Source organism: Streptomyces tagetis, from assembly GCF_018069565.1.
In the GTDB taxonomy this organism is placed as follows: Bacteria; Actinomycetota; Actinomycetes; order Streptomycetales; family Streptomycetaceae; genus Streptomyces; species Streptomyces tagetis.
The window spans coordinates 212,549-231,198 of record NZ_JAGPNL010000005.1; the positions used below are offsets into that span (position 1 = coordinate 212,549).

The window sequence follows — 18,650 nt, forward strand, 5'->3', positions numbered from 1 at the left end:
GGGGACCGGACACGGCGGTGAGTGCCGAGAACCCACAGGCACGTACGTCCGCGAGGAGTCGGTCTTCTACGACGGCGAGTCATCGATCCACAGCGTGGTGCGCCCGGCCTGAGGCGGGGGGCTCTCTAGGCTCGGCGCATGGCATCGCGCACCTCTGCTCTGCGCGCCTGGTGGGCGCGGAGGCCGCCGGCGGCCGGAGCCGCCGTGATGGCGACCGGCATCGTCTCGGTCGCCCTGCACCTCATCGGCCACGAGAGCCTGTCCCTCGTCGCGCTGGCCCTGGCGTGCGCGGCCTGGGTCGCGCTCGCCGCCGGTTTCGTCGTCCTGCTGGTGCGCGACCGGGCGAAGTGGGCGGCGCAGGCGGGGACGCCGGGCGCGCTCACCGCCGTGGCCGCGACGACCGTGGTCGGCACCCGGTTCGCGCTGCTCGGCGCCACGCCCGTGGCGGCGGTGCTGCTGGCGCTGGCCGCGCTGCTGTGGCCGGTGCTGCTGGTGCTGGTCGTACGGCGCTGGGGGCGGCGGATGCCGGGGGCGGTCTTCCTGGGCTGCGTGGCCACCGAGGGGCTCGCCGTGCTCGGTGCCACGCTCTCCGCGACCACGTCGACGGCGTGGCCGGCCCACGCGGCGCTGGTGCCGTTCTGGCTGGGGCTGGCGCTCTACGCGGTCGCGCTCTTCCGCTTCGATCCGCGCGAGGTGGCCCGGGGCGCCGGGGACCAGTGGGTGGCGGGCGGCGCGCTCGCCATCTCGGCGCTGGCCGGGGCCAAGCTGCTCATGGCGGCCCAGGCCGGACCGTATCTGTGGAACGACGACGCGGACACGCTGCTGCGTCACGTCACCGTCGTCGTACTCACCCTCGACCTCGCCTGGTACGCGGTGCTCCTGGTCTCCGAGGTGGTGTGGCCCCGGCTCCGCTACGACGTGCGCCGCTGGTCGACGGTGTTCCCGCTCGGCATAACGGCGGCGGCGACGCTGTCGGTGGCCACCGCCGTCTCCGTGCCCTGGCTGACGCATCCGGGCCGGGCACTGGTGTGGGTGGCGGTGGCCGGCTGGCTGGCGGTCGCCGTGGGGGCGGTCGCCGCGGCCCGGACCGACCTGCGGTCCCTCTCCGCCGGGGCGGGGCTCAGGTCCACAGCACCGCGATGAAGATGTTCGCCACGGTCAGCAGGCCGACCAGGCCGAAGAGCGGCTTGTCCACCTTCTCGTCGTCGCGCTTCACGTAGACCAGGCCGAGGATCACGATCAGCACGGCGAGCTTGACGCCGATCTTGACGTTGTCGACGAGGCGGTCGTCGGCCTGGTTGAGGCCGACCAGGACCGCTCCGGTGACCAGCATCGTCAGGGCGCCGTGCAGCATGGCCGGGGTGAAACGGGCGGTGCCCTGGCCTATGGCCTTCATCTGGGTCAGGAAGCCGCCCAGGAGCGCCGCGATGCCGATGATGTGCAGACCGACGAAAATGTGGATGAGTACGTCCATGGGGCGGAGCCTAGCCACGGGGCCGTGACCCCCCGACACCGGCCTTCCTCCGGTGTCCCGCCCCGCTCGGCCCGCGGTCCGCGCCGGTGCCCTGACCCGCTCGGCCCTCGGTCCCTCCTCGGTCCCTCCTCGGTCCGTTCTCGGTCCGTTCTCGGTCCGTTCTCAGTCCGTTCTCGCTCTTCCCGCGCGTCCCATAGCACTCCGCGGCCCTCGTGCGTCCCCGGAACCGGCGGATTGATCATCACCCTGCGGGAAGACGACGAGCCCGGACCGGTGAAACGGTCACATGCGGTCGCCCGGCGCTGGGGTACCGACAGTTCCGCGCAAAGGGGGACCGGATCGGGACGGTGCCGCCTAGCGTCCTCCCCTGGGTGCGACCCGGTGCGACCGGCAGACGGGACCACCCGGACGCACACATGGACGTTGTGGAAGGACGTGGATCTCTGGTGGCAGCGCATCGCAGGCGGCCACGACAGCGCGCGGCGGGCGGCGGCACGGCCCGCGCCGCCGTCACCCTCACCCTCGCGGGGGCGGCCGGCGCGACCTGCCTGAGCGGGACCGGGCACGCCGCCCCGGAGCCGACACCCGCCCAGGTGAAGGCCAAGGTCGACCGGCTCTACCGCGAGGCGGAGGAGGCCACCGAGAAGTACAACGGCGCGAAGGAGAAGGCGGACGCCGCCCGCGAGCGGCTGGACGAGCTGCGCGACGAGGTGGCCCGCACCGAGGACCGGCTGAACTCCGCGCGGGAATCGCTCGGTTCGGTCGCCGCCGCCCAGTACCGCAGCGGCGGACTCGACCCGGCGCTCCAACTCGCCCTCTCCTCCGACCCCGACCGCTACCTCGACGGCGCCGCCCTCATGGAACGGGCGGGCACCCGGCAGCAGGCCACCCTCGGGGAGGTCCGCAAGGAGCTGCGGCAGGTCGAGCGGCTGCGCGGCGCCGCGCGCGTCGAGCTGTCCACGCTGACCACGCGCCAGTCCGAGCTGAAACGCCACCGCACCACCGTCACCGGCAAGCTGGAGGAGGCCCGCCGCCTCCTGTCCCGGCTGACCGCCGAGGAACGCGCCCGGCACGCCGCCGGCCCCGGCACCGGCCACGCCACCCGCGCCGCCGCCGACGGCCGGGAGGCCCTGGCCCCGGCCGCGCCGGCGCCCGGCTCACGCGGCGCGGCGGCCGTCGCGTACGCCTACCAGAAGCTCGGCAGCCCCTACGTGTGGGGCGCGACCGGACCGAACTCCTTCGACTGCTCGGGGCTCATCCAGGCCGCCTACCGCTCCGCCGGGATCTCCCTGCCCCGCACCACGTACGCCCAGATCGGCGCCGGCCGGCGGGTCTCCCGCGCCCAGCTCCTCCCCGGCGACCTGGTCTTCTTCTACTCCGGCATCAGCCACGTCGGCATCTACGTCGGCGACGGCCGCATGATCCACGCCCCGAACCCCTCGTCCCCGGTACGCCTCGACCCCGTCGACGCGATGCCCTTCGCCGGGGCGACCCGGGTGGCGTGAGCCCCGGGCCCGTCAGACCAGCCGGCGTGCGGTCGCCCAGCGGGTCAGTTCGTGGCGGTTGGAGAGCTGGAGCTTGCGCAGCACCGCCGAGACGTGCGACTCGACCGTCTTGACCGAGATGTAGAGCTGCTTGGCGATCTCCTTGTACGCGTACCCCCGGGCGATCAGCCGCAGCACCTCGCGCTCGCGCTGGGTGAGCCGGTCGAGATCCTCGTCGACCGGCGGGGCGTCGGTGGAGGCGAAGGCGTCGAGGACGAACCCGGCCAGGCGCGGGGAGAAGACGGCGTCCCCCTCCTGGACCCGGAAGACCGAGTCGACGAGGTCCGCGCCGGTGATCGTCTTGGTGACGTAGCCACGGGCGCCGCCCCGGATCACGCCGATCACGTCCTCCGCCGCGTCCGAGACGGAGAGCGCGAGGAAGCGGACGGGCCGCTCCGCGTCACCCATCAGCGGCGCGCAGCGGCGCAGCACCTCGACCCCGCCGCCGCCGGGCAGGTGGACGTCGAGGAGCACCACCTCGGGCCGGGTGGCGGTGATGACGGAGACCGCCTGGTCGACGTCGGCCGCCTCCCCGACGACCTCCACCCCGGTCTGCTCGGTCTGGCCGATCTCGGCCTGCACCCCGGTGCGGAACATCCGGTGGTCGTCGACGAGGACGACACGCACATGGCGTCCGCCCGCGCCGCCCGCCGCGTTCGTCTCGGTCGGCTCGCTCATGACGTCGTCTCCGCCCTCTCCATCTCCAGCTCGACCTCCGTGCCGCCGCCCGGCACCGCGCGCAGCCGCGCCGTACCGCCGTTGCGCTCCATGCGGCCGATGATCGATTCTCTGACACCCATGCGGTCGGCGGGTATCGCGTCGAGGTCGAAGCCGGGCCCGCGGTCCCGTACGGACACGAAGACCGTGCGCTTCTCCACCTCGGCGTACACCTGCACCGCGCCGCCCTCGCCACCGTACTTGGCGGCGTTCACCATCGCTTCGCGTGCCGCCTGCATCTGCGCCGCGATCCCCTCGTCGAGCGGGCAGTCCCCGACGACCACGACCTCCAGGGGGACGCCGTGCTTGTCCTCGACCTCGGCCGCGTTCTTCTTCACGGCCTCGGCGAGGGTGGCGGGCTCCTCGTCCTCGTCCTTTCCGTTGCCCTCGGGTTTGTAGAGCCAGTTGCGCAGGTCGCGTTCCTGGGCGCGGGCCAGGCGGCGCACCTCGCCCGCGTTCTCCGCGTTGCGCTGGATCAGGGTCAGGGTGTGCAGGACGGAGTCGTGCACATGGGCGGCGACCTCGGCGCGCTCCTGGGCGCGGATGCGCATCAGCCGCTCCTCGGAGAGGTCCTGCGTCATGCGCACCAGGTAGGGACCGGCGAGCAGGGTGACGCCGACGAGGACGGCCAGCGCGGCCTGGAGGACGGAGCCGAGGTGGGCGGCGGACCCCTGGAGGACGAAGATGCCGGAGGTGCCGGCCGTCACCAGCAGGACCCCGGCCACCGTACGCAGCAGGGTGACGGTGCGCCGGTCCCGGCCGACCTCGGCCCAGCGGGCCCGGCGGGCGTTGTCCGCCTGGCGCCAGACGAGGGCGACGCCCGCGCCGACGAGCACGGTCGGCCACAGGTACGCCTTGGCGCCGCCGCCCCCGAGGTTGACGTTGCCCACGAAGACCATGGCGACGACGACCATGAGGAGCAGGGCGACGATCTGCCCCTTGTCGGGCTTGCGGGCGACGATCCGGCGCCGCCCGTCCGGCGAGGTCTCCGCGGTGACCAGGGAGGGCGGCTTCTGCGTCTCGACCCCGCCGACACCGAGCGGCACGAAGAACCAGAAGGCCGCGTAGAGCAGGGCGCCGAGGCCGTCGGCCATGAAGAGCCCGACGAAGACGAGCCGCACCCAGACCACGGGCAGCCCGAGGTGCCCGGCGAGCCCCCGCGCCACCCCGCCGAGCCAGCGTCCGTCACTGCTGCGGTAGAGCTTGCGCGGCGGCCGCGGTTCGGTGAGAGGCGCTGCGGCGGCTTCCGGCATGACACCGATGGTCACACGGCCGTGGGAGCGCGGGCATCAGGGGCGGTCCCGGAGACTTCCCTGATCTTCGGGGGGTCCCCGGCTCGAACAACCCCCGGGCACCGGCTCAGGGCCGAAATCAGGGTCCGGCCAGGGTCGCCCCCGCTGCCGCCGCGCCGCCGCGCCCGTCACCATGGACCCATGTCAGATCACGAGCACGCCGCGACGGGACCGGGGCCGGGGCCCGGTGCCGGTCCGCGCCCGGCGCCGGGCGCCGGTCCGGGGACCGCGGGCGCGACGGACCCGGCGGGCCCCGCCGGGGCGGGCGTGCCCGAGCCGCCGCACCGGTTCCGGCGCGACCGCCGGTACAAGACCCTCGCCGGGGTGTGCTCCGGGCTCGGCCGGCAGTGCGACATGGACCCGGTGATCTTCCGGATCACGCTCGCGGTGCTCGCCGCCGCGGGCGGCATCGGCCTCATCTTCTACGGGTTCGCCTGGCTCTTCGTCCCCTACGAGGACGACGAGGAGAACGAGGTGCGCAAGCTGCTGACCGGCCGGGTCGACGGCCAGTCGCTGGCGGCCGTGATGTTCGCCCTGGTCGGCTGCGGGGTCTTCCTGACCATGCTGAACAACGGCGGCGTGCTCACCTTCGCCGTCGTCCTCTCCCTCCTCCTCGCGGGCGCCGGGTACTGGTCGCAGCAGCGCGGCGCCCCCAGCCCCGACCCGCTCACCGCGCAGGCGGTCGCCGACGCCCCGCCGGAGGCGCAGGCGCCGCCGGTCGGCGTCACGCACCCGTCCTGGTGGCGCGACCCCCTCGTCAAGGACGGCGGCCACGTCGGCGGGACCGGGTACCTGTGGGGGCCGCGCAGTGACGCGGAGCGGCGGGACATCGACGCGGCCGTCGCCATCGGGTACGCCGCGGTGCGCGGCGCCCACGTCCGGAATCCTTACGCGCCCCCGCGGCAGGCCCCCCGGCCCCGGGGACCGCGCGGGATAGGCGGCTGGACCTTCCTGTTCGCCCTGGTCGCCGCCGGGCTGGGCACCGGCCTGACCTGGGACCACCAGCCGCTCGGCACCAGCCTCCAGACCGGACTGGCCTGCGCGCTGGCCGTCTTCGGCCTGGGCATCGCGGTCAGTGCCTTCCTCGGGCGCACGGGCGCGGGCTCCGTCTTCCTCGCGGTGGTCACGGCGGGCCTGCTGGCCGGTTCGGCGGCGCTGCCCAAGGACGTCGGCACCCGGTGGACCGAGTCGACCTGGACACCGGCCGCGGTCTCCGACGTCCGCGCGCGGTACCACGTGGGCACGGGCAGCGGCACCCTCGACCTGTCCGGGCTGAAAGTCGCCGAGGGGCAGACGGTGAGCACCCGGGCGGGCGCCGGGCTGGGCCGGATACGGGTGATCGTGCCGCCGGACGTGACCGTGCGGCTCACCGTCGACGTGGGCGTCGGCGACATCCAATTGCCCGGCGACGACCCGAAGGACGTGGACGTGACGCCGGACCGGCACCAGGAGACCACCCTGAAACCGACCCCGGGCGGCAAGGCCGCCGGCACCCTCGACCTCGACCTGCGGGTCGGCATCGGACAGGCGGAGGTGAGCCGTGCTGCGTCATGAGTTCCAGCCGGGACGGCTGGTCGCCGGGGCCTGTCTGCTCACCGCGGGCGTCCTCTTCGCCGGGGACGCGGCCGGGGTGTGGCGCGTCCCGCGCCTCGCGCTGGTCCCGCTCGTCGTGGGCGGCCTGTTCCTGGCGGGCGCAGTCGGCATGGTGGCCGGGTCGGTGCGCAGGCGCCGCCGCGCCGCCCGCCGGGACGCTCCGCCGACCCGCATCCGCACCTGACGGTGCCGCCGGGGGCCGACGACTACGGAAGGGAGCCGCTCCGGCGGCGCCGGGCACGCAGGGCCGCGTCCAGGAAGAGCAGCGGTGCGCCCGCGAGTACGAGGGGGAGCCAGGCCATGAGGTAGACGAGGTCGTTGCCGTAGTAGTAGGGGTCGGAGGCCCAGCTCACGGTCAGCCAGAGGCTGAGCGAGATCAGGGCGCCGCCGAGCGCCGCCAGGCGGGCCAGCAGGCCGAGGAGGGTGCCGATGCCGACGGCCACCTCGCCGAGGGCGATGGCGTAGCCGAAGCCGGGCGGGTTGCGCAGGGCCAGGTCGACCAGGGCGGGCAGGGCGGAGGAGTCGCGTACGGCCCGCATCATGTCGCCGACGGAGCCCGCGCCCGCGTCCTTCGGGAAGGCGCTGTCGGTGAGCTTGTCGAGGCCCGCGTAGAGGAAGGTGACGCCGAGGAAGATCCGTAGCGGGAGGAGGGCGTACCGGGAGGCGAGAGCCCGTGGTCCCGCCCCGCCGGGGGGCGAGAGGTCCGTGTCCGTGCCCCTGCCTGTGCCCCTGTCCGTACGCGTGCCGTGAGCCATCACTGCCGCCGCCTCCCGCCGCGCGTGCCGAGACCTCAGGAGACCATACGAACGGCGGGAGGGGGAGTGCTCAAGCACACCGCGCCGGATTTTCCCGGAACGGCGGGGCCGGGCCGACGGAGGGGCGGCGGGGGCCTGCCGGGCCGAGGTGTCGGTGGGACCACGCGGCGGCGGGGCGGCAAGGCCGCGGAGTGGTCCGGCGCCGGGTCAGTCCGTTACGTCGATGGCGTATCTGTTCGTCTCCACGCCCGCGCTGGTGACGACCTGGACCTCCACGCGGCCCGGTTCCACGTCCGCGGGGACCGGTACGGTCAGCCGGTCGTCCGCCGGGTTGCTGAAGCCGCCGGTGACCGGCACCAGCGGGACGTGGACGTGGACCGTGCCGATGCGGACCACCATGCGGGCCAGCCGGTCGGCGCGCTGGGCGCCCGGCGGTACGAAGCCCGCGCCCCGGATCTCGATGTCGTCGCCGGTGCGGATCGGCGCGTCCAGATCGCCCGCCTCCCGGGCCCGGACCACGGAGAGGATGACCGGACGGCCGCCCTCCGCGTACTTGCCGGCCAGGTAGGTCGCCGCCGACACCAGCACCACCACGGCCAGCCCCCAGGGCAGGTCGGGCAGTTGCTCGGGGCGCCGGGCCAGCCGGACCGCCGCGAAGACCAGGGCGACCGCGCTGATCACGACGTACTGGATGTCGGCGAAGGTGCCGCGGCCCGCGTCGTCGGTGAGCAGGTCGGCGGCGCGCGGCCGGTCGGCCCGCACCTTCTGGAGCCGCTGCCCGAGGACGCGCGTGCCCACCACCCGGCGCACCAGGACGGCGATCCCGCAGACCACGGCGAGCACCGTCACCGCCCCGGCGCCGCGGGTCAGTTCGAGCCCGGCGATCAGCGCGTCGCGCTCGGCGTGCCCGGAGGCGGCGATCAGTTGCCCGGCGAGGACCAGCACGGCGTACGCGACGAACAGCACCCAGGCCGCAGCGACCGCGCGGGAGGTGGAGAGCCGGTTGTCCTCGCCGAGGACCGGGGCCAGCGCCCCGCCCCGCGCCCGGTGGAACCAGGAGGCGGCCGTCAGCGCCAGGGCCACCACCGCGGCGGCGGCGAGCCCTGCGGTGCGGGCCGCCGTCCAGCCGGCGCCGATCGCGGTGAGCGCCTGCACCAGCAGCGTCAGCACCACCCCGGCCCACACGGCGAAGGCCGTGCGGCGCCACAGGCCGCCGAGCCACGCCTCGCCCTCGGCCCGGCCGCGTTCGGCGACGAGTTCGGCGGCCTGGGCGAGTTCCTCGGAGATCCACTGCCGGGACGCCGGGGCCGAGTGGGCCACCGCGGCGGGCAGCCCCTGTCCGGCCGCGAACTCGTCCCGCCGCAGCAGGAACGCGGCGACCGCCCGGCGGTGCCCTTCTCGGGCGCCGTGCGGACAGTCACCGCAGGTGCAGCCACCCCCGTGGGCCGCCTCGTACCCGCTGCCGGGGCTGCCCCCGCCCCTCGCCTCCTGTACCGCCACGCCCGACGCCCGCCTTTCCGCACTCCCGCGCCGCACTCCCGCGCCCAACCCGGCGACAACACCGCGACAACACCCGCAAATCCCTTGTGATGACAGCGAATTGTGCCGTACACCACCGGTCCCGCGCCCGTCGCCCCCGGCGCACGCCGTCCCGAACGGGTGATGTGGCCATCGCCGTGTTGACACGGGGGCGCGTGGTCCGGAAAAAACCCGGCCGCCGGATTCAGCCGAACAGGTCCGGTTCACCCCGGCTGACCTGCTCCCACAACGGCTGGTAATTGATCCACGCGACCAGGTCGCCGCCGAGCTGCTCCCGGGTGGCGACCGCCTGCCGGTGGTCGATCGGCACCGGCCGCCCCGCCGCCTTCGCCGCGAGCTGCACCTGGCAGGAGCGTTCCATGGAGAGGAACCACCAGGCCGCCGCGTCCACCGAGCCGCCCACCGTGAGCAGCCCGTGGTTGCGCAGCACGAGCGCCTTGCCGGAGCCGAGCGCCTCGGCGATCCGCCGCCCCTCCGCGGCGTCGACGGCGACCCCGAAGTAGCTGTCGTACAGGGCGTGGTCCTCGTAGAAGGCGCAGCTCTCCTGCGTGATGGGGTCCAGCAGGTCGGCGAGGGCGGCCAGCGCGCGCCCGTGCACGGAGTGGCAGTGGGCCACCGCGACGACGTCCGGCCGGGCGGCGTGCACCTGGGAGTGGACGGTGAAGGCGGCCTGGTTCACGTGGTGGGCGCCCTCCACCACCTGGCCGTCGGCGTTGGCCAGCACCAGGTCGCTCACCTTGATGTGCGCGAAGGGCATGCCGAAGGGGTTGACCCAGAAGCAGTCGCTGAACTCCGGGTCGCGGGCGGTGATGTGGCCGGAGACCCCATCCTCGAACCCGTGGCGGCCGAAGAGCCGCAACGCCCCGGCGAGCCGTTCCTTGCGGTGCCGGCGTTCGTCCTCGACCGCATCGTGCATGGGCGGCATGGCGAACCGCAGCCGGTCGGTGGGCACCGGCGCCGGGGCGGCCGGGGGCGCCTCGCGCGTGCCGCGCGCTGGTTCTGTGGCACGGGATTGCTCCATGGGCGGAAGTTACCGTCCGTGAGGCCGAGAGGACAGTTCTCTCCGGTAAAGACGGGCGACTTCCGGCAGACCCGATCGATACCGGACAGAGGATGTCGAGTTTCGGGCGCAGACTCGGAACCATGACACCGAGCACCGCGCCCTGGGCCCGCTTCACCGCCGACGAACCCGAACTGGCCGCCACCGTCGAGGCACGGTTCGCCGCCCATCCCCACCACACGCTGGCGACCCTGCGCCGGGACGGTTCGCCGCGCACGTCGGGGCTGGAGGTGCGCTTCCTCGGCGGGGAGCTGTGGCTCGGGATGATGCCCGGCTCGCTCAAGGCGCTCGACCTGCGCCGCGACCCGCGCTTCGCGCTCCAGGCCAACCCCGGGGAGGGCACCGGCATGGGCGGCGGGGACGTCCGGATCGCGGGGCGGGCGGTCGAGGTGGAGGGCACCGGGCCCGAGGAGGAGGCGCAGCGGGCCGCGTACGTCGAAGAGGTGGAACCGCCGCAGCCGTTCCACCTCTTCCGGGCCGATCTGTCGGAGGTCGTCCGGACCGCCGTCGAGGGCGACCTCCTGGTCGTCCGCGTCTGGCGGCCGGGCGAACCCCTGCGCACCCTCAGGCGCGCGTAGGGCGGGCTCCTGGGCGCGCGGTCCACGGGACGGCGTGCCCGGGGCCCGCTACTCCCACTCGATGGTCCCCGGCGGCTTCGACGTGATGTCGAGGACGACCCGGTTGACCTCCGCGACCTCGTTGGTGATCCGGGTGGAGATCCGGGAGAGCACGTCGTACGGCAGCCGGGACCAGTCGGCCGTCATGGCGTCCTCGCTGGAGACCGGGCGCAGCACGATCGGGTGACCGTAGGTACGGCCGTCGCCCTGGACGCCGACCGAGCGGACGTCGGCGAGCAGCACCACGGGGCACTGCCAGATCTCGCGGTCGAGACCGGCCGCGGTCAGCTCCTCGCGGGCGATGGCGTCGGCCTCGCGCAGCAGGTCCAGCCGGTCCTTGGTCACCTCGCCGACGATGCGGATGCCGAGGCCGGGGCCGGGGAACGGCTGGCGCTGGACGATCTCGTCCGGCAGGCCAAGCTCCTGGCCGACCATCCGGACCTCGTCCTTGAAGAGCTGGCGCAGCGGCTCGACGAGCTGGAACTCCAGGTCCTCGGGGAGGCCGCCCACATTGTGGTGGGACTTGATGTTGGCGGTGCCGGTGCCGCCGCCGGACTCGACGACGTCCGGGTAGAGGGTGCCCTGGACCAGGAACTCCACGGCGGGGCCCTCGTCGGCGATGATCTCGGCCTGGGCCTGCTCGAAGACCCGGATGAACTCGCGGCCGATGATCTTCCGCTTCTCCTCGGGGTCCGAGACCCCCTGGAGCGCCTTCAGGAACCGCTCGCTCGCGTCGACGACCTTGAGCTGGACGCCGGTCGCGGCGACGAAGTCCTTCTCGACCTGCTCGGTCTCGCCCTTGCGCATCAGGCCGTGGTCGACGTAGACGCAGGTGAGCTGGTGGCCGATGGCCCGCTGGACGAGGGCGGCGGCGACGGCGGAGTCCACGCCGCCGGAGAGGCCGCAGATGGCGCGCTTGTCGCCGACCCGCTCGCGGATCGCGGCGACCTGCTCCTCGATCACGCTGCCGGTGGTCCAGGACGGGGTGAGTCCGGCGCCGCGGTACAGGAAGTGCTCCAGCACCTGCTGGCCGTGGGTGGAGTGCATCACCTCGGGGTGGTACTGGACGCCGTAGAGCCGCTTCTCGTCGTTCTCGAAGGCGGCGACCGGGACGACCTCGGTGGAGCCGGTGACGGTGAAGCCCTCGGGGGCGGCGGAGCAGGCGTCGCCGTGGGACATCCACACGGACTGCTCGGCCGGGGTGCCCTCGAAGAGGGTGGAGGACGGCCGGGAGACGGTCATGCGGGTGCCGCCGTACTCGCGGGCGCCGGAGTTGTCGACGGTGCCGCCGAGGGCCTGCGCCATGAGCTGGAAGCCGTAGCACATGCCGAACACCGGTACGCCTGCCTCGAACAGGGCGCGGTCGACGGTGGGGGCGCCCGGCTCGTACACCGAGGAGGGGCCGCCGGAGAGGATGATGGCCGCGGGCTTGCGGGCGAGCATCTCCGCGACCGGCGTGCTGCTCGGCACGATCTCGCTGTAGACCCGCGCCTCGCGGACGCGACGGGCGATGAGCTGGGCGTACTGCGCGCCGAAGTCGACGACCAGGACGGTGTCGGGGGCGGCGGCAGCGGAAGTCGCTGATGACACGGGGTGCCTTCCGGCGTTCGGGCGGGGGTCTGGTGCCCCCGAGTCTACCGAGGCTCCGGGGCGGCCCCGCCCCGGCGGCCCGCCCACCCGCTCCCCTGCGCTTCCCGCGCCGGCGCGCGCCACCCCGGTCCGGCCCGCGCCACCCCGGTCCGGCCCGCGCCGCCCCAGTCCGGCGCCCGCGCCACCCCGCGCCGCCTCCCGCCGTCCCAGCACCGCCCCCGGACCGCCCCCGCGCCTCCCCCGCACCGTGTCTCACGATGCGAACCGGCTTGGACACGGTGCGTCCGCCCGGCATACTGGGGCCCATGCTCACGCACCCGACGTTCCTCTTTACCTATGGCAACCGGCCCACCGGCTGCCATGGTCGTGCTGCTTGAGCCACTGACAAGCGACTTCCCAGGCGCCCCGGGCCACACGGTCCGGGGCGTCTGCCGTGTCCGGGCCGGGTGGGACCCGGGGCCACCGCACCGGCCCCCGAAGGAGCCCCCGCCATGACCGCCACCGCCACCACCCCCGCCGCGGCCCCCACCGCCCCCGCCACCACCACCGCCCAGGCGCCCGCCGCCCGGCCGGGGACACCGGGCACCGATCGCACCGGCGCCCACGGTCCCGAGGCCGCCGACGTGATCGCCGGTGCCCGGGACCGCATCGACGCGCTCGACGACCGGATCATCGGCCTGATCCAGGAGCGGATGGCCGTCTCCGCGGTCGTCCAGGACGCCCGGATCACCTCCGGCGGCCGGCGCGTGAACCTCTCCCGCGAGATGGAGATCCTCGGCCGCTACCGGGACGCCCTGGGCCGTCCGGGCACGGCGCTGGCGATGACCATGCTGGAGCTGTGCCGGGGTCGCATCTGAGTTCGGGCCCGCTCTCACCCGTACGGCGCGTGACCGGTACGCCGATCGCCTCGTTGGTCCCGATGTCCGTGCCAGCCAGGGGCGGGCCCGAGAGAACCACGCGTGGCTCACCGGGGCGATGAGACGTACGGATCGTGCCGTACGTCGTGGGACCTCGCCCCGGGAAGTGACCGGACGGCAGGGGACAGCAGCCCGGTCACCCAAGTAACGGCCGGTCCCGGGGACGCCCGGGACCGGCCGGACGGACTTCGACACACACCGGGCCGTACGGCCGCGGTGGCCCCGCCCCCGGCACGATGCGGCGCGCGGGCCGCCGTCCTCCCGCGTACCGCGCGGCCCGGACCCGTACCACCCCCCACCCCGAGCGGTGCGACCCCCCGGCGCCGCTCCCGGGCCCGCCGCCGCGACGGCGCCGGCGCCCGTACGGAAGGGCCTCGCGGCGCACGCCCCGCGGGGCCCTTCCCCGTGCCCGCCGGGCGCCGCCGCCCGCCCGCGCCCGCCGTCGCCGCACCCGCGGACATGTGACGCAGGACACATAAATTCCGTGTGAGGTCGGGGACAACCATTCGCACCCGTCGGTGATCAAACATGCGACTGGACCGAACGGATCGAACAGTTCCCGACGGTTCAACGGAACGAACTCGATCGGATCGAACCACGGGCCGTACCCGCGCCCCACCGCGGAGGCTTCCCCTTGACTCACGCGTGCCGTCCCGCGGCACGCCGGACTACCTGAGGTCTTCATGAAGCTTCGTCGTGCCATGGCAACCGCGGCTGCCGCGGCGGTCATCGCCCCTGCGGCGCTGCTCGCCGCCCCCGCCGCGTACGCCACCGGCGACACGACGCCCGCCCCGGCCGCCACCTCCGACACCTCCGACAGCACCGACCGTTCGGAGCAGGAGCAGACCGAGAACACGGAGACGGAGACCCCGACTCCGGGCGCCACCACGGACACCACCGAGTCCACGCCCGAGGACACCACGGGCCCCACCCCCGGGGAGAAGGAGGACGAAGAGGGCACCGACGAGGAGACTCCCGCCCCGGGCGCCTCCGAGACGACCCCCTCCACCCCGGCACCGAGCACCTCCGCGCCCGAGGAGGAGGAGCCCGAGGAGCCCGGGACGGGCATCTGCGAGGACAGCAAGGTCGACATGGGCATCAGCGGCCTGCCCGGCAAGATCGTGGCCGGCAGCGGCTGGCACAAGTTCTCGCTGAACGTGGCCAACAACTCGGACTCCACCCTGGAGGAACTGGTCTACCTGGCGGGCGCCTCCAGCGACGCCGACGGCGAGGACCTCTTCCGCAGCAAGCAGGTCCGCCTCCAGGCATGGAACCCGGACGACAACGTCTGGGAGGACCTGAGCGAGGACGGCTACGCCGTCGGCTTCGTCGGCCAGACCCCGACCCTGGAGCCCGGCTACGAGGTGAGCATCCCGATGCGCGTCGACGTGCGTCCGGGCGCTCCGGTCGGCGCCGGCTTCACCCTCGGCGCGACCATCTACGGCGACGCCGAGGGCGACTGCCTCGGCTTCGGCGACATCTCCTACAAGTTCCGCATCGTCGCCCCGGGCACCGACACCTCCGGCTCCAAGCCGCAGCTCGGTGGCAAGGCCCCGATCTCGCAGAAGAAGCCGGCGGCCACCACCCCCGTGGTGACCGGCACCCTCGCCGAGACCGGCTCCAGCTCCGCACTGCCCACGATCGCGCTGGCCGGCGGCCTCGCGGTCGCCGTCGGCGGCGGCGCGATGTTCGTGGTCCGGCGCCGCAAGGCGGGCGTCGCGGCGTAACGCCCGACGGCCGGACGGCATGCCGGGCCCACGGCCCGGCGTGCCCGTCGGCGGACCCGGCACGACCCGGAGGACCTGCGCTCGGAGGGGGGCGCAGGTCCTCCCCCGTTTCCGGCCCCGCCCGCGCCGGACCCACCCACGCGGACATCCCCGCGCAGGCACCCCCGGTGTCAGCCCTCCGCCGCCGGCTTGCGCGCCGGGACCTCCGGTATCCCGAGGAACGGCAGCCGCAGCGCGCCGAAGGCCCCCTCCGGGACCGCCGGGGCCACCGGCTCCACCGGGTCGAGCCGCGCGTACGCCGCGCCCTGCGCGGGCCGCGGGTCCTCCTCGCCCTTGTTCGGCCAGTACGACATCGCCCGCTCGGCCTGCGCCGTGATGGTCAGGGACGGGTTGACGCCCAGGTTGGCGGAGACGGCGGCACCGTCGACGACCGAGATGCCCGGGTGCCCGTAGAGCCGGTGGTACGGGTCGATGACGCCCGTCTCCCGGGAGGCGCCGATGGCGCAGCCGCCGAGGAAGTGCGCGGTGAGCGGGGTGCCCATCAGCTCGCCCACGTTGGACCCGGCGAAGCCGTTGATCTCCGCGGCGAGCGCCGAGGCGCCCTCCGTCGCCGCCCTGATCTGCCGCGGGTTGGGAGCGCCGTGCCCCTGACGGGCGGTGAGCAGGCCCTTGCCGACGCCCGCCGGTTTCAGACAGGTCGTCAGGGAGTTGTCCAGCGACTGCATGACGAGGCCGATGATGGTCCGCTCCGACCAGCGGCGGTACGTCAGCGAGCGGAGCAGCAGCAGCGGATGGCGGGCCGCGTGGCCCAGGAAGCCCCGGAGGCGGGCCCCGCCGGAGGCGCCCTCGCCCGCGTAGGGCACCTGGAGGATCGAGAGCCCGCCCATCGCGTTGGACCCCTTGCCGTACCGCACCGGTTCGATGTGCGTGTCGGCGTCCGGGTGGACGGAGGAGGTGATGGCGACGCCTCGGGTGAAGTCGGCGCGCGGCCGGCCGGTGGCCTCGCGGTAGCGCCGGTCGTCGGTCTGGGCGCCCACCAGCGCCTCGGAGTTGGTGCGGGTCAGCTCGCCCAGCTTGTCGGAGACGTACGGCAGCCGGCCGGACGCCTTCATGCGGTGCAGCAGGGTCTGGGTGCCGTAGGTGCCGGCGGCGAGAACGACCCGGCGGGCGGTGAAGGTGCGCCCGGCGCCCCTGCGCCGCCGGTGGGTGGGGAGCGTGGCGACCGCGTAGCCGCCCCGGGAGTCGTCCGTGACGGAGACGACGGTGGTCATGGGGTGCACCACGGCGCCCGCCTTCTCGGCGAGGTGGAGGTAGTTCTCGTTGAGAGTGTTCTTCGCGCCGTGCCGGCACCCCGTCATGCACTCGCCGCACTCCCGGCACGCCCGCCGGTCCGGGCCCGCGCCGCCGAAGTAGGGGTCCGCCACCCGCTCGCCGGGTTTCGCGCGCGCGGTGCCGTCGGCGTCCCGGCCGTCGCCGAAGAAGACGCCGACCGGCGCCAGGTGGAAGGTGTCGCCGGCGCCCATCCGTTCGGCGGCGGCCTTGAGGTGCTCGTCGGAGGGGGTCAGGGTCGGGTTGAGGCGGACGCCGAGCATGCGCCGGGCCTGGTCGTAGTACGGGGCGAGTTCGGCCTGCCAGTCGGTGATGTCCCGCCACTGGGGGTCCTCGAAGAACGGTTTCGGCGGCACGTACAGGGTGTTGGCGTAGTTGAGGGAGCCGCCGCCGACGCCGGCGCCCGCGAGCACCATCACGTTGCCGAGCAGGTGGATGCGCTGGATGCCGTAGAGGCCGAGGGCGGGGGCCCACAGGTAGTTCCGGAGGTCCCAGGAGGTGCGGGGCAGCGACTCGCGGGTGAAGCGGCGGCCCGCCTCCAGGACGCCGACCCGGTACCCCTTCTCGGTGAGCCGGAGCGCGGAGACGGAGCCGCCGAACCCCGACCCCACGACCAGGACGTCGTAGTCGTACCCGTCCCCGGCGGGCCCGCCGGGCTCCTTCGCGGACCGGTTCCGGACAGTCTTCTCCTGCGACACGTGCTCTCCTCGTCGAGAACGGGTGCGGTGGATGGGGGCGCCGGGGGCCCTGGCAGGACGGCCCCCGGCGGGAGCGGGCGGCCTCGCGCGGGCCGCGGGTGGCCTCTCACGGACCGTGCGGGTGGCCTCTCACGGACCGCGGGTGGCTTCTAACGGAAGCGGAACGCCTTCATCAGGCGCAGGCCGCGGGTCATGAACTCCGCGTACGCCCGGTCGTCCATGCCGAGCGAGGGCGCCATCGGCAGGAGCCGCTGCTCGGCGACGGTCTGCGCCTCGGTGTATTTGAGGATGCCCTCCAAGCCGTGCCGGCGGCCCAGCCCGGAGTCCTTCATGCCGCCCATCGGCGACTGCACGCTGCCGTAGGCGGGCGCGTACCCCTCGTTGATGTTGACGGTGCCGGTGCGCAGCCGGGCGGCGACGGACCGGCCGCGCCGGGCGTCGCGGGTCCACACCGAGGAGTTCAGGCCGTACGGCGTCGCCTCGGCCCGCGCGATCGCCTCGTCCTCGCTGGTGAACCGGTGCACGGCGACGACCGGGCCGAAGGTCTCCTCGTCGCACACGGCCATGTCGTCCGTGACGCCCTCCAGGATGGTCGGCTCGTAGAAGTACGGACCGGCGTCCGGGCGGGCGACCCCGCCGGCGAGCAGCTTCGCGCCCCGTTCGACGGCGTCGGCGACGTGCCGCTCGACGGTCTCCAGTTGCCGGGGGCCCACCAGCGAGCCCATCTCGGCGCCGTAGGCCAGGGCGGTGCCGAGGCGCAGGGCGCGGGTGCGGGCGGCGAAGCGCTCCAGGAAGGCGTCGGCGACCGACGCGTGGACGTAGATCCGCTCGATGGAGATGCAGAGCTGTCCGGCGGAGGAGAAGCAGGCGCGGACGGCGCCGGCCGCCGCCTTCTCCACGTCGGCGTCCTCCAGCACCAGCATGGCGTTCTTGCCGCCCAGTTCGAGGGAGACGCCGACCAGGCGGCCGGCGGCGCCGCGGGCGACCTCGCGGCCGGTGCGGGTGGAGCCGGTGAAGGAGACGTAGTCGGCGTGGCGGACGACCTCCGGTCCGACGACCGGGCCGTCGCCGATGACGACCTGGAAGACCTCGGCGGGCAGACCGGCCTCGACCAGCAGGTCCCGCGCCCACAGGGCGGTGAGGGCGGTCTCGGTGTCCGGCTTCATCACGACCGCGTTGCCCGCGACGAAGGCGGGGAGCGCGTCGCCGACGGAGAGTTCCAGGGGGTAGTTCCAGGGCGCGATCTGGCCGACGACGCCGCGCGGGTGGCGCAGTTCGGTGACCTTCGTCAGCGCGGGCAGGGCACCGGCGTGCCGCCTGGGGCGCAGGTAGGCGGGGGCGCGGCGGCCGTAGTGCCGGGCGGCGACGGCGACGGCGAGCACCTCCTCGTGGGCGTGCAGGCGGGCCTTGCCTGTCTCCAGTTGGATCAGGTCGAGGACCTCGGCCTGCCGCTGGAGCACCAGGTCGTGGAAGCGCAGCAGCACGGCGGCGCGGCGGCGCACCGGGACGGCGGCCCACGCGGTCTGAGCGGCGCGGGCCCGCTCGAAGGCGCGGGCCACGTCCTCGGGGGTCGACTCGGGCAGATCGGCCAGCTTCTCGCCGGTGAACGGCGTGTGGTTGGCGGTGCGCCCGGAGCCGCCCACGCCCTTGGTGAGCGCGGCGACCAGTTCGGGGGTCACCACGTCGGCGGCGGTGCGGGCGCCCTCCGGTGCGGGGGCGAGGGGATTGGTGCGGGTGAGTTCCGGGGCCTGCGCGTCCGTCATGAGGCGCAGGGTATGCCGCCCCGCGAGCTTTGTGT

General features: G+C 74.4%; 16 protein-coding genes. 7 read left to right on the forward strand and 9 right to left on the reverse strand.

The window, feature by feature from the left end; genetic code table 11:
* Positions 1–138: 138 nt before the first annotated feature.
* Entirely contained in the window at positions 139–1,143 is a 1,005-nt protein-coding gene (locus tag J5Y05_RS19245; RefSeq protein ID WP_210874192.1) for a tellurite resistance/C4-dicarboxylate transporter family protein, read from the forward strand.
* On the opposite strand, the gene J5Y05_RS19250 is transcribed toward J5Y05_RS19245, so the two are convergent.
* Entirely contained in the window at positions 1,121–1,474 is a 354-nt protein-coding gene (locus tag J5Y05_RS19250) for a hypothetical protein (protein ID WP_210874195.1), read from the reverse strand. The two genes, J5Y05_RS19245 and J5Y05_RS19250, sit on opposite strands and share 23 nt — an antisense overlap.
* 416 nt (positions 1,475–1,890) lie before the next feature.
* On the opposite strand from J5Y05_RS19250, the gene J5Y05_RS19255 reads away from it, so the two are divergent.
* Positions 1,891–2,979, forward strand: a complete 1,089-nt coding sequence (locus J5Y05_RS19255; RefSeq protein WP_247614951.1) for a C40 family peptidase — start codon at positions 1,891–1,893, stop codon at positions 2,977–2,979.
* A gap of 12 nt (positions 2,980–2,991) precedes the next feature.
* On the opposite strand, the gene J5Y05_RS19260 is transcribed toward J5Y05_RS19255, so the two are convergent.
* Both J5Y05_RS19260 and J5Y05_RS19265 read right to left on the reverse strand, forming a co-directional pair.
* Positions 2,992–3,696, reverse strand: coding sequence for a LuxR C-terminal-related transcriptional regulator (locus tag J5Y05_RS19260; protein ID WP_210874199.1), 705 nt, complete (start codon positions 3,694–3,696; stop codon positions 2,992–2,994).
* Positions 3,693–4,988, reverse strand: a complete 1,296-nt coding sequence (locus J5Y05_RS19265) for an ATP-binding protein (protein WP_210874200.1) — start codon at positions 4,986–4,988, stop codon at positions 3,693–3,695. The genes J5Y05_RS19260 and J5Y05_RS19265 overlap by 4 nt, the downstream gene beginning before the upstream one ends.
* A 180-nt stretch (positions 4,989–5,168) precedes the next feature.
* Here J5Y05_RS19265 and J5Y05_RS19270 point away from each other — a divergent pair, with 180 nt between their 5' ends.
* Positions 5,169–6,581 carry a PspC domain-containing protein gene (locus J5Y05_RS19270; protein ID WP_210874202.1) on the forward strand — a complete coding sequence of 471 codons (1,413 nt, stop codon included), beginning with the start codon at positions 5,169–5,171 and terminating at the stop codon, positions 6,579–6,581.
* On the forward strand, positions 6,568–6,804 hold the full coding sequence (locus J5Y05_RS19275; RefSeq protein ID WP_210874204.1) for a hypothetical protein: 237 nt from the start codon (positions 6,568–6,570) through the stop codon (positions 6,802–6,804). Before J5Y05_RS19270 ends, J5Y05_RS19275 begins: the two co-directional genes overlap by 14 nt.
* Before the next feature lie 22 nt (positions 6,805–6,826).
* Here the strand turns inward: J5Y05_RS19275 and J5Y05_RS19280 are convergent, their stop codons facing one another.
* The 3 genes from J5Y05_RS19280 to J5Y05_RS19290 all read right to left on the reverse strand — a co-directional run bounded on the left by J5Y05_RS19280 (position 6,827) and on the right by J5Y05_RS19290 (position 9,935).
* The gene (locus J5Y05_RS19280) at positions 6,827–7,375 is read right to left on the reverse strand and encodes a DoxX family membrane protein (protein ID WP_210874206.1); all 549 of its coding nucleotides are present in this window, start codon (positions 7,373–7,375) and stop codon (positions 6,827–6,829) included.
* Positions 7,376–7,582: 207 nt separating this feature from the next.
* A complete protein-coding gene (locus J5Y05_RS19285) occupies positions 7,583–8,875 on the reverse strand; it encodes a hypothetical protein (protein ID WP_210874208.1) in 1,293 nt (430 codons plus the stop codon).
* A gap of 223 nt (positions 8,876–9,098) precedes the next feature.
* On the reverse strand, positions 9,099–9,935 hold the full coding sequence (locus tag J5Y05_RS19290) for a class II aldolase/adducin family protein (protein WP_210874210.1): 837 nt from the start codon (positions 9,933–9,935) through the stop codon (positions 9,099–9,101).
* Positions 9,936–10,057: 122 nt separating this feature from the next.
* Between J5Y05_RS19290 and J5Y05_RS19295 the strand changes: the two genes are divergently transcribed.
* Complete coding sequence (locus J5Y05_RS19295; protein ID WP_210874212.1) at positions 10,058–10,552, forward strand: pyridoxamine 5'-phosphate oxidase family protein; 495 nt, start codon at positions 10,058–10,060, stop codon at positions 10,550–10,552.
* A gap of 48 nt (positions 10,553–10,600) precedes the next feature.
* On the opposite strand, the gene guaA is transcribed toward J5Y05_RS19295, so the two are convergent.
* Positions 10,601–12,181 (reverse strand): glutamine-hydrolyzing GMP synthase, encoded by a 1,581-nt coding sequence (gene guaA, locus J5Y05_RS19300; protein ID WP_210874214.1) that lies wholly within the window; start codon positions 12,179–12,181, stop codon positions 10,601–10,603.
* 491 nt (positions 12,182–12,672) lie between these two features.
* On the opposite strand from guaA, the gene J5Y05_RS19305 reads away from it, so the two are divergent.
* Both J5Y05_RS19305 and J5Y05_RS19310 read left to right on the forward strand, forming a co-directional pair.
* Positions 12,673–13,038, forward strand: a complete 366-nt coding sequence (locus tag J5Y05_RS19305; RefSeq protein ID WP_210874217.1) for a chorismate mutase — start codon at positions 12,673–12,675, stop codon at positions 13,036–13,038.
* A gap of 761 nt (positions 13,039–13,799) precedes the next feature.
* Positions 13,800–14,825, forward strand: a complete 1,026-nt coding sequence (locus J5Y05_RS19310; RefSeq protein ID WP_247614953.1) for an LAETG motif-containing sortase-dependent surface protein — start codon at positions 13,800–13,802, stop codon at positions 14,823–14,825.
* A 170-nt stretch (positions 14,826–14,995) separates the two neighbouring features.
* On the opposite strand, the gene J5Y05_RS19315 is transcribed toward J5Y05_RS19310, so the two are convergent.
* Together J5Y05_RS19315 and J5Y05_RS19320 are read right to left on the reverse strand one after the other, a co-directional pair.
* Positions 14,996–16,852 (reverse strand): FAD-dependent oxidoreductase, encoded by a 1,857-nt coding sequence (locus J5Y05_RS19315; RefSeq protein WP_210874221.1) that lies wholly within the window; start codon positions 16,850–16,852, stop codon positions 14,996–14,998.
* A 149-nt stretch (positions 16,853–17,001) separates the two neighbouring features.
* Entirely contained in the window at positions 17,002–18,615 is a 1,614-nt protein-coding gene (locus J5Y05_RS19320) for a succinic semialdehyde dehydrogenase (protein WP_210874223.1), read from the reverse strand.
* Positions 18,616–18,650 lie beyond the last annotated feature (35 nt).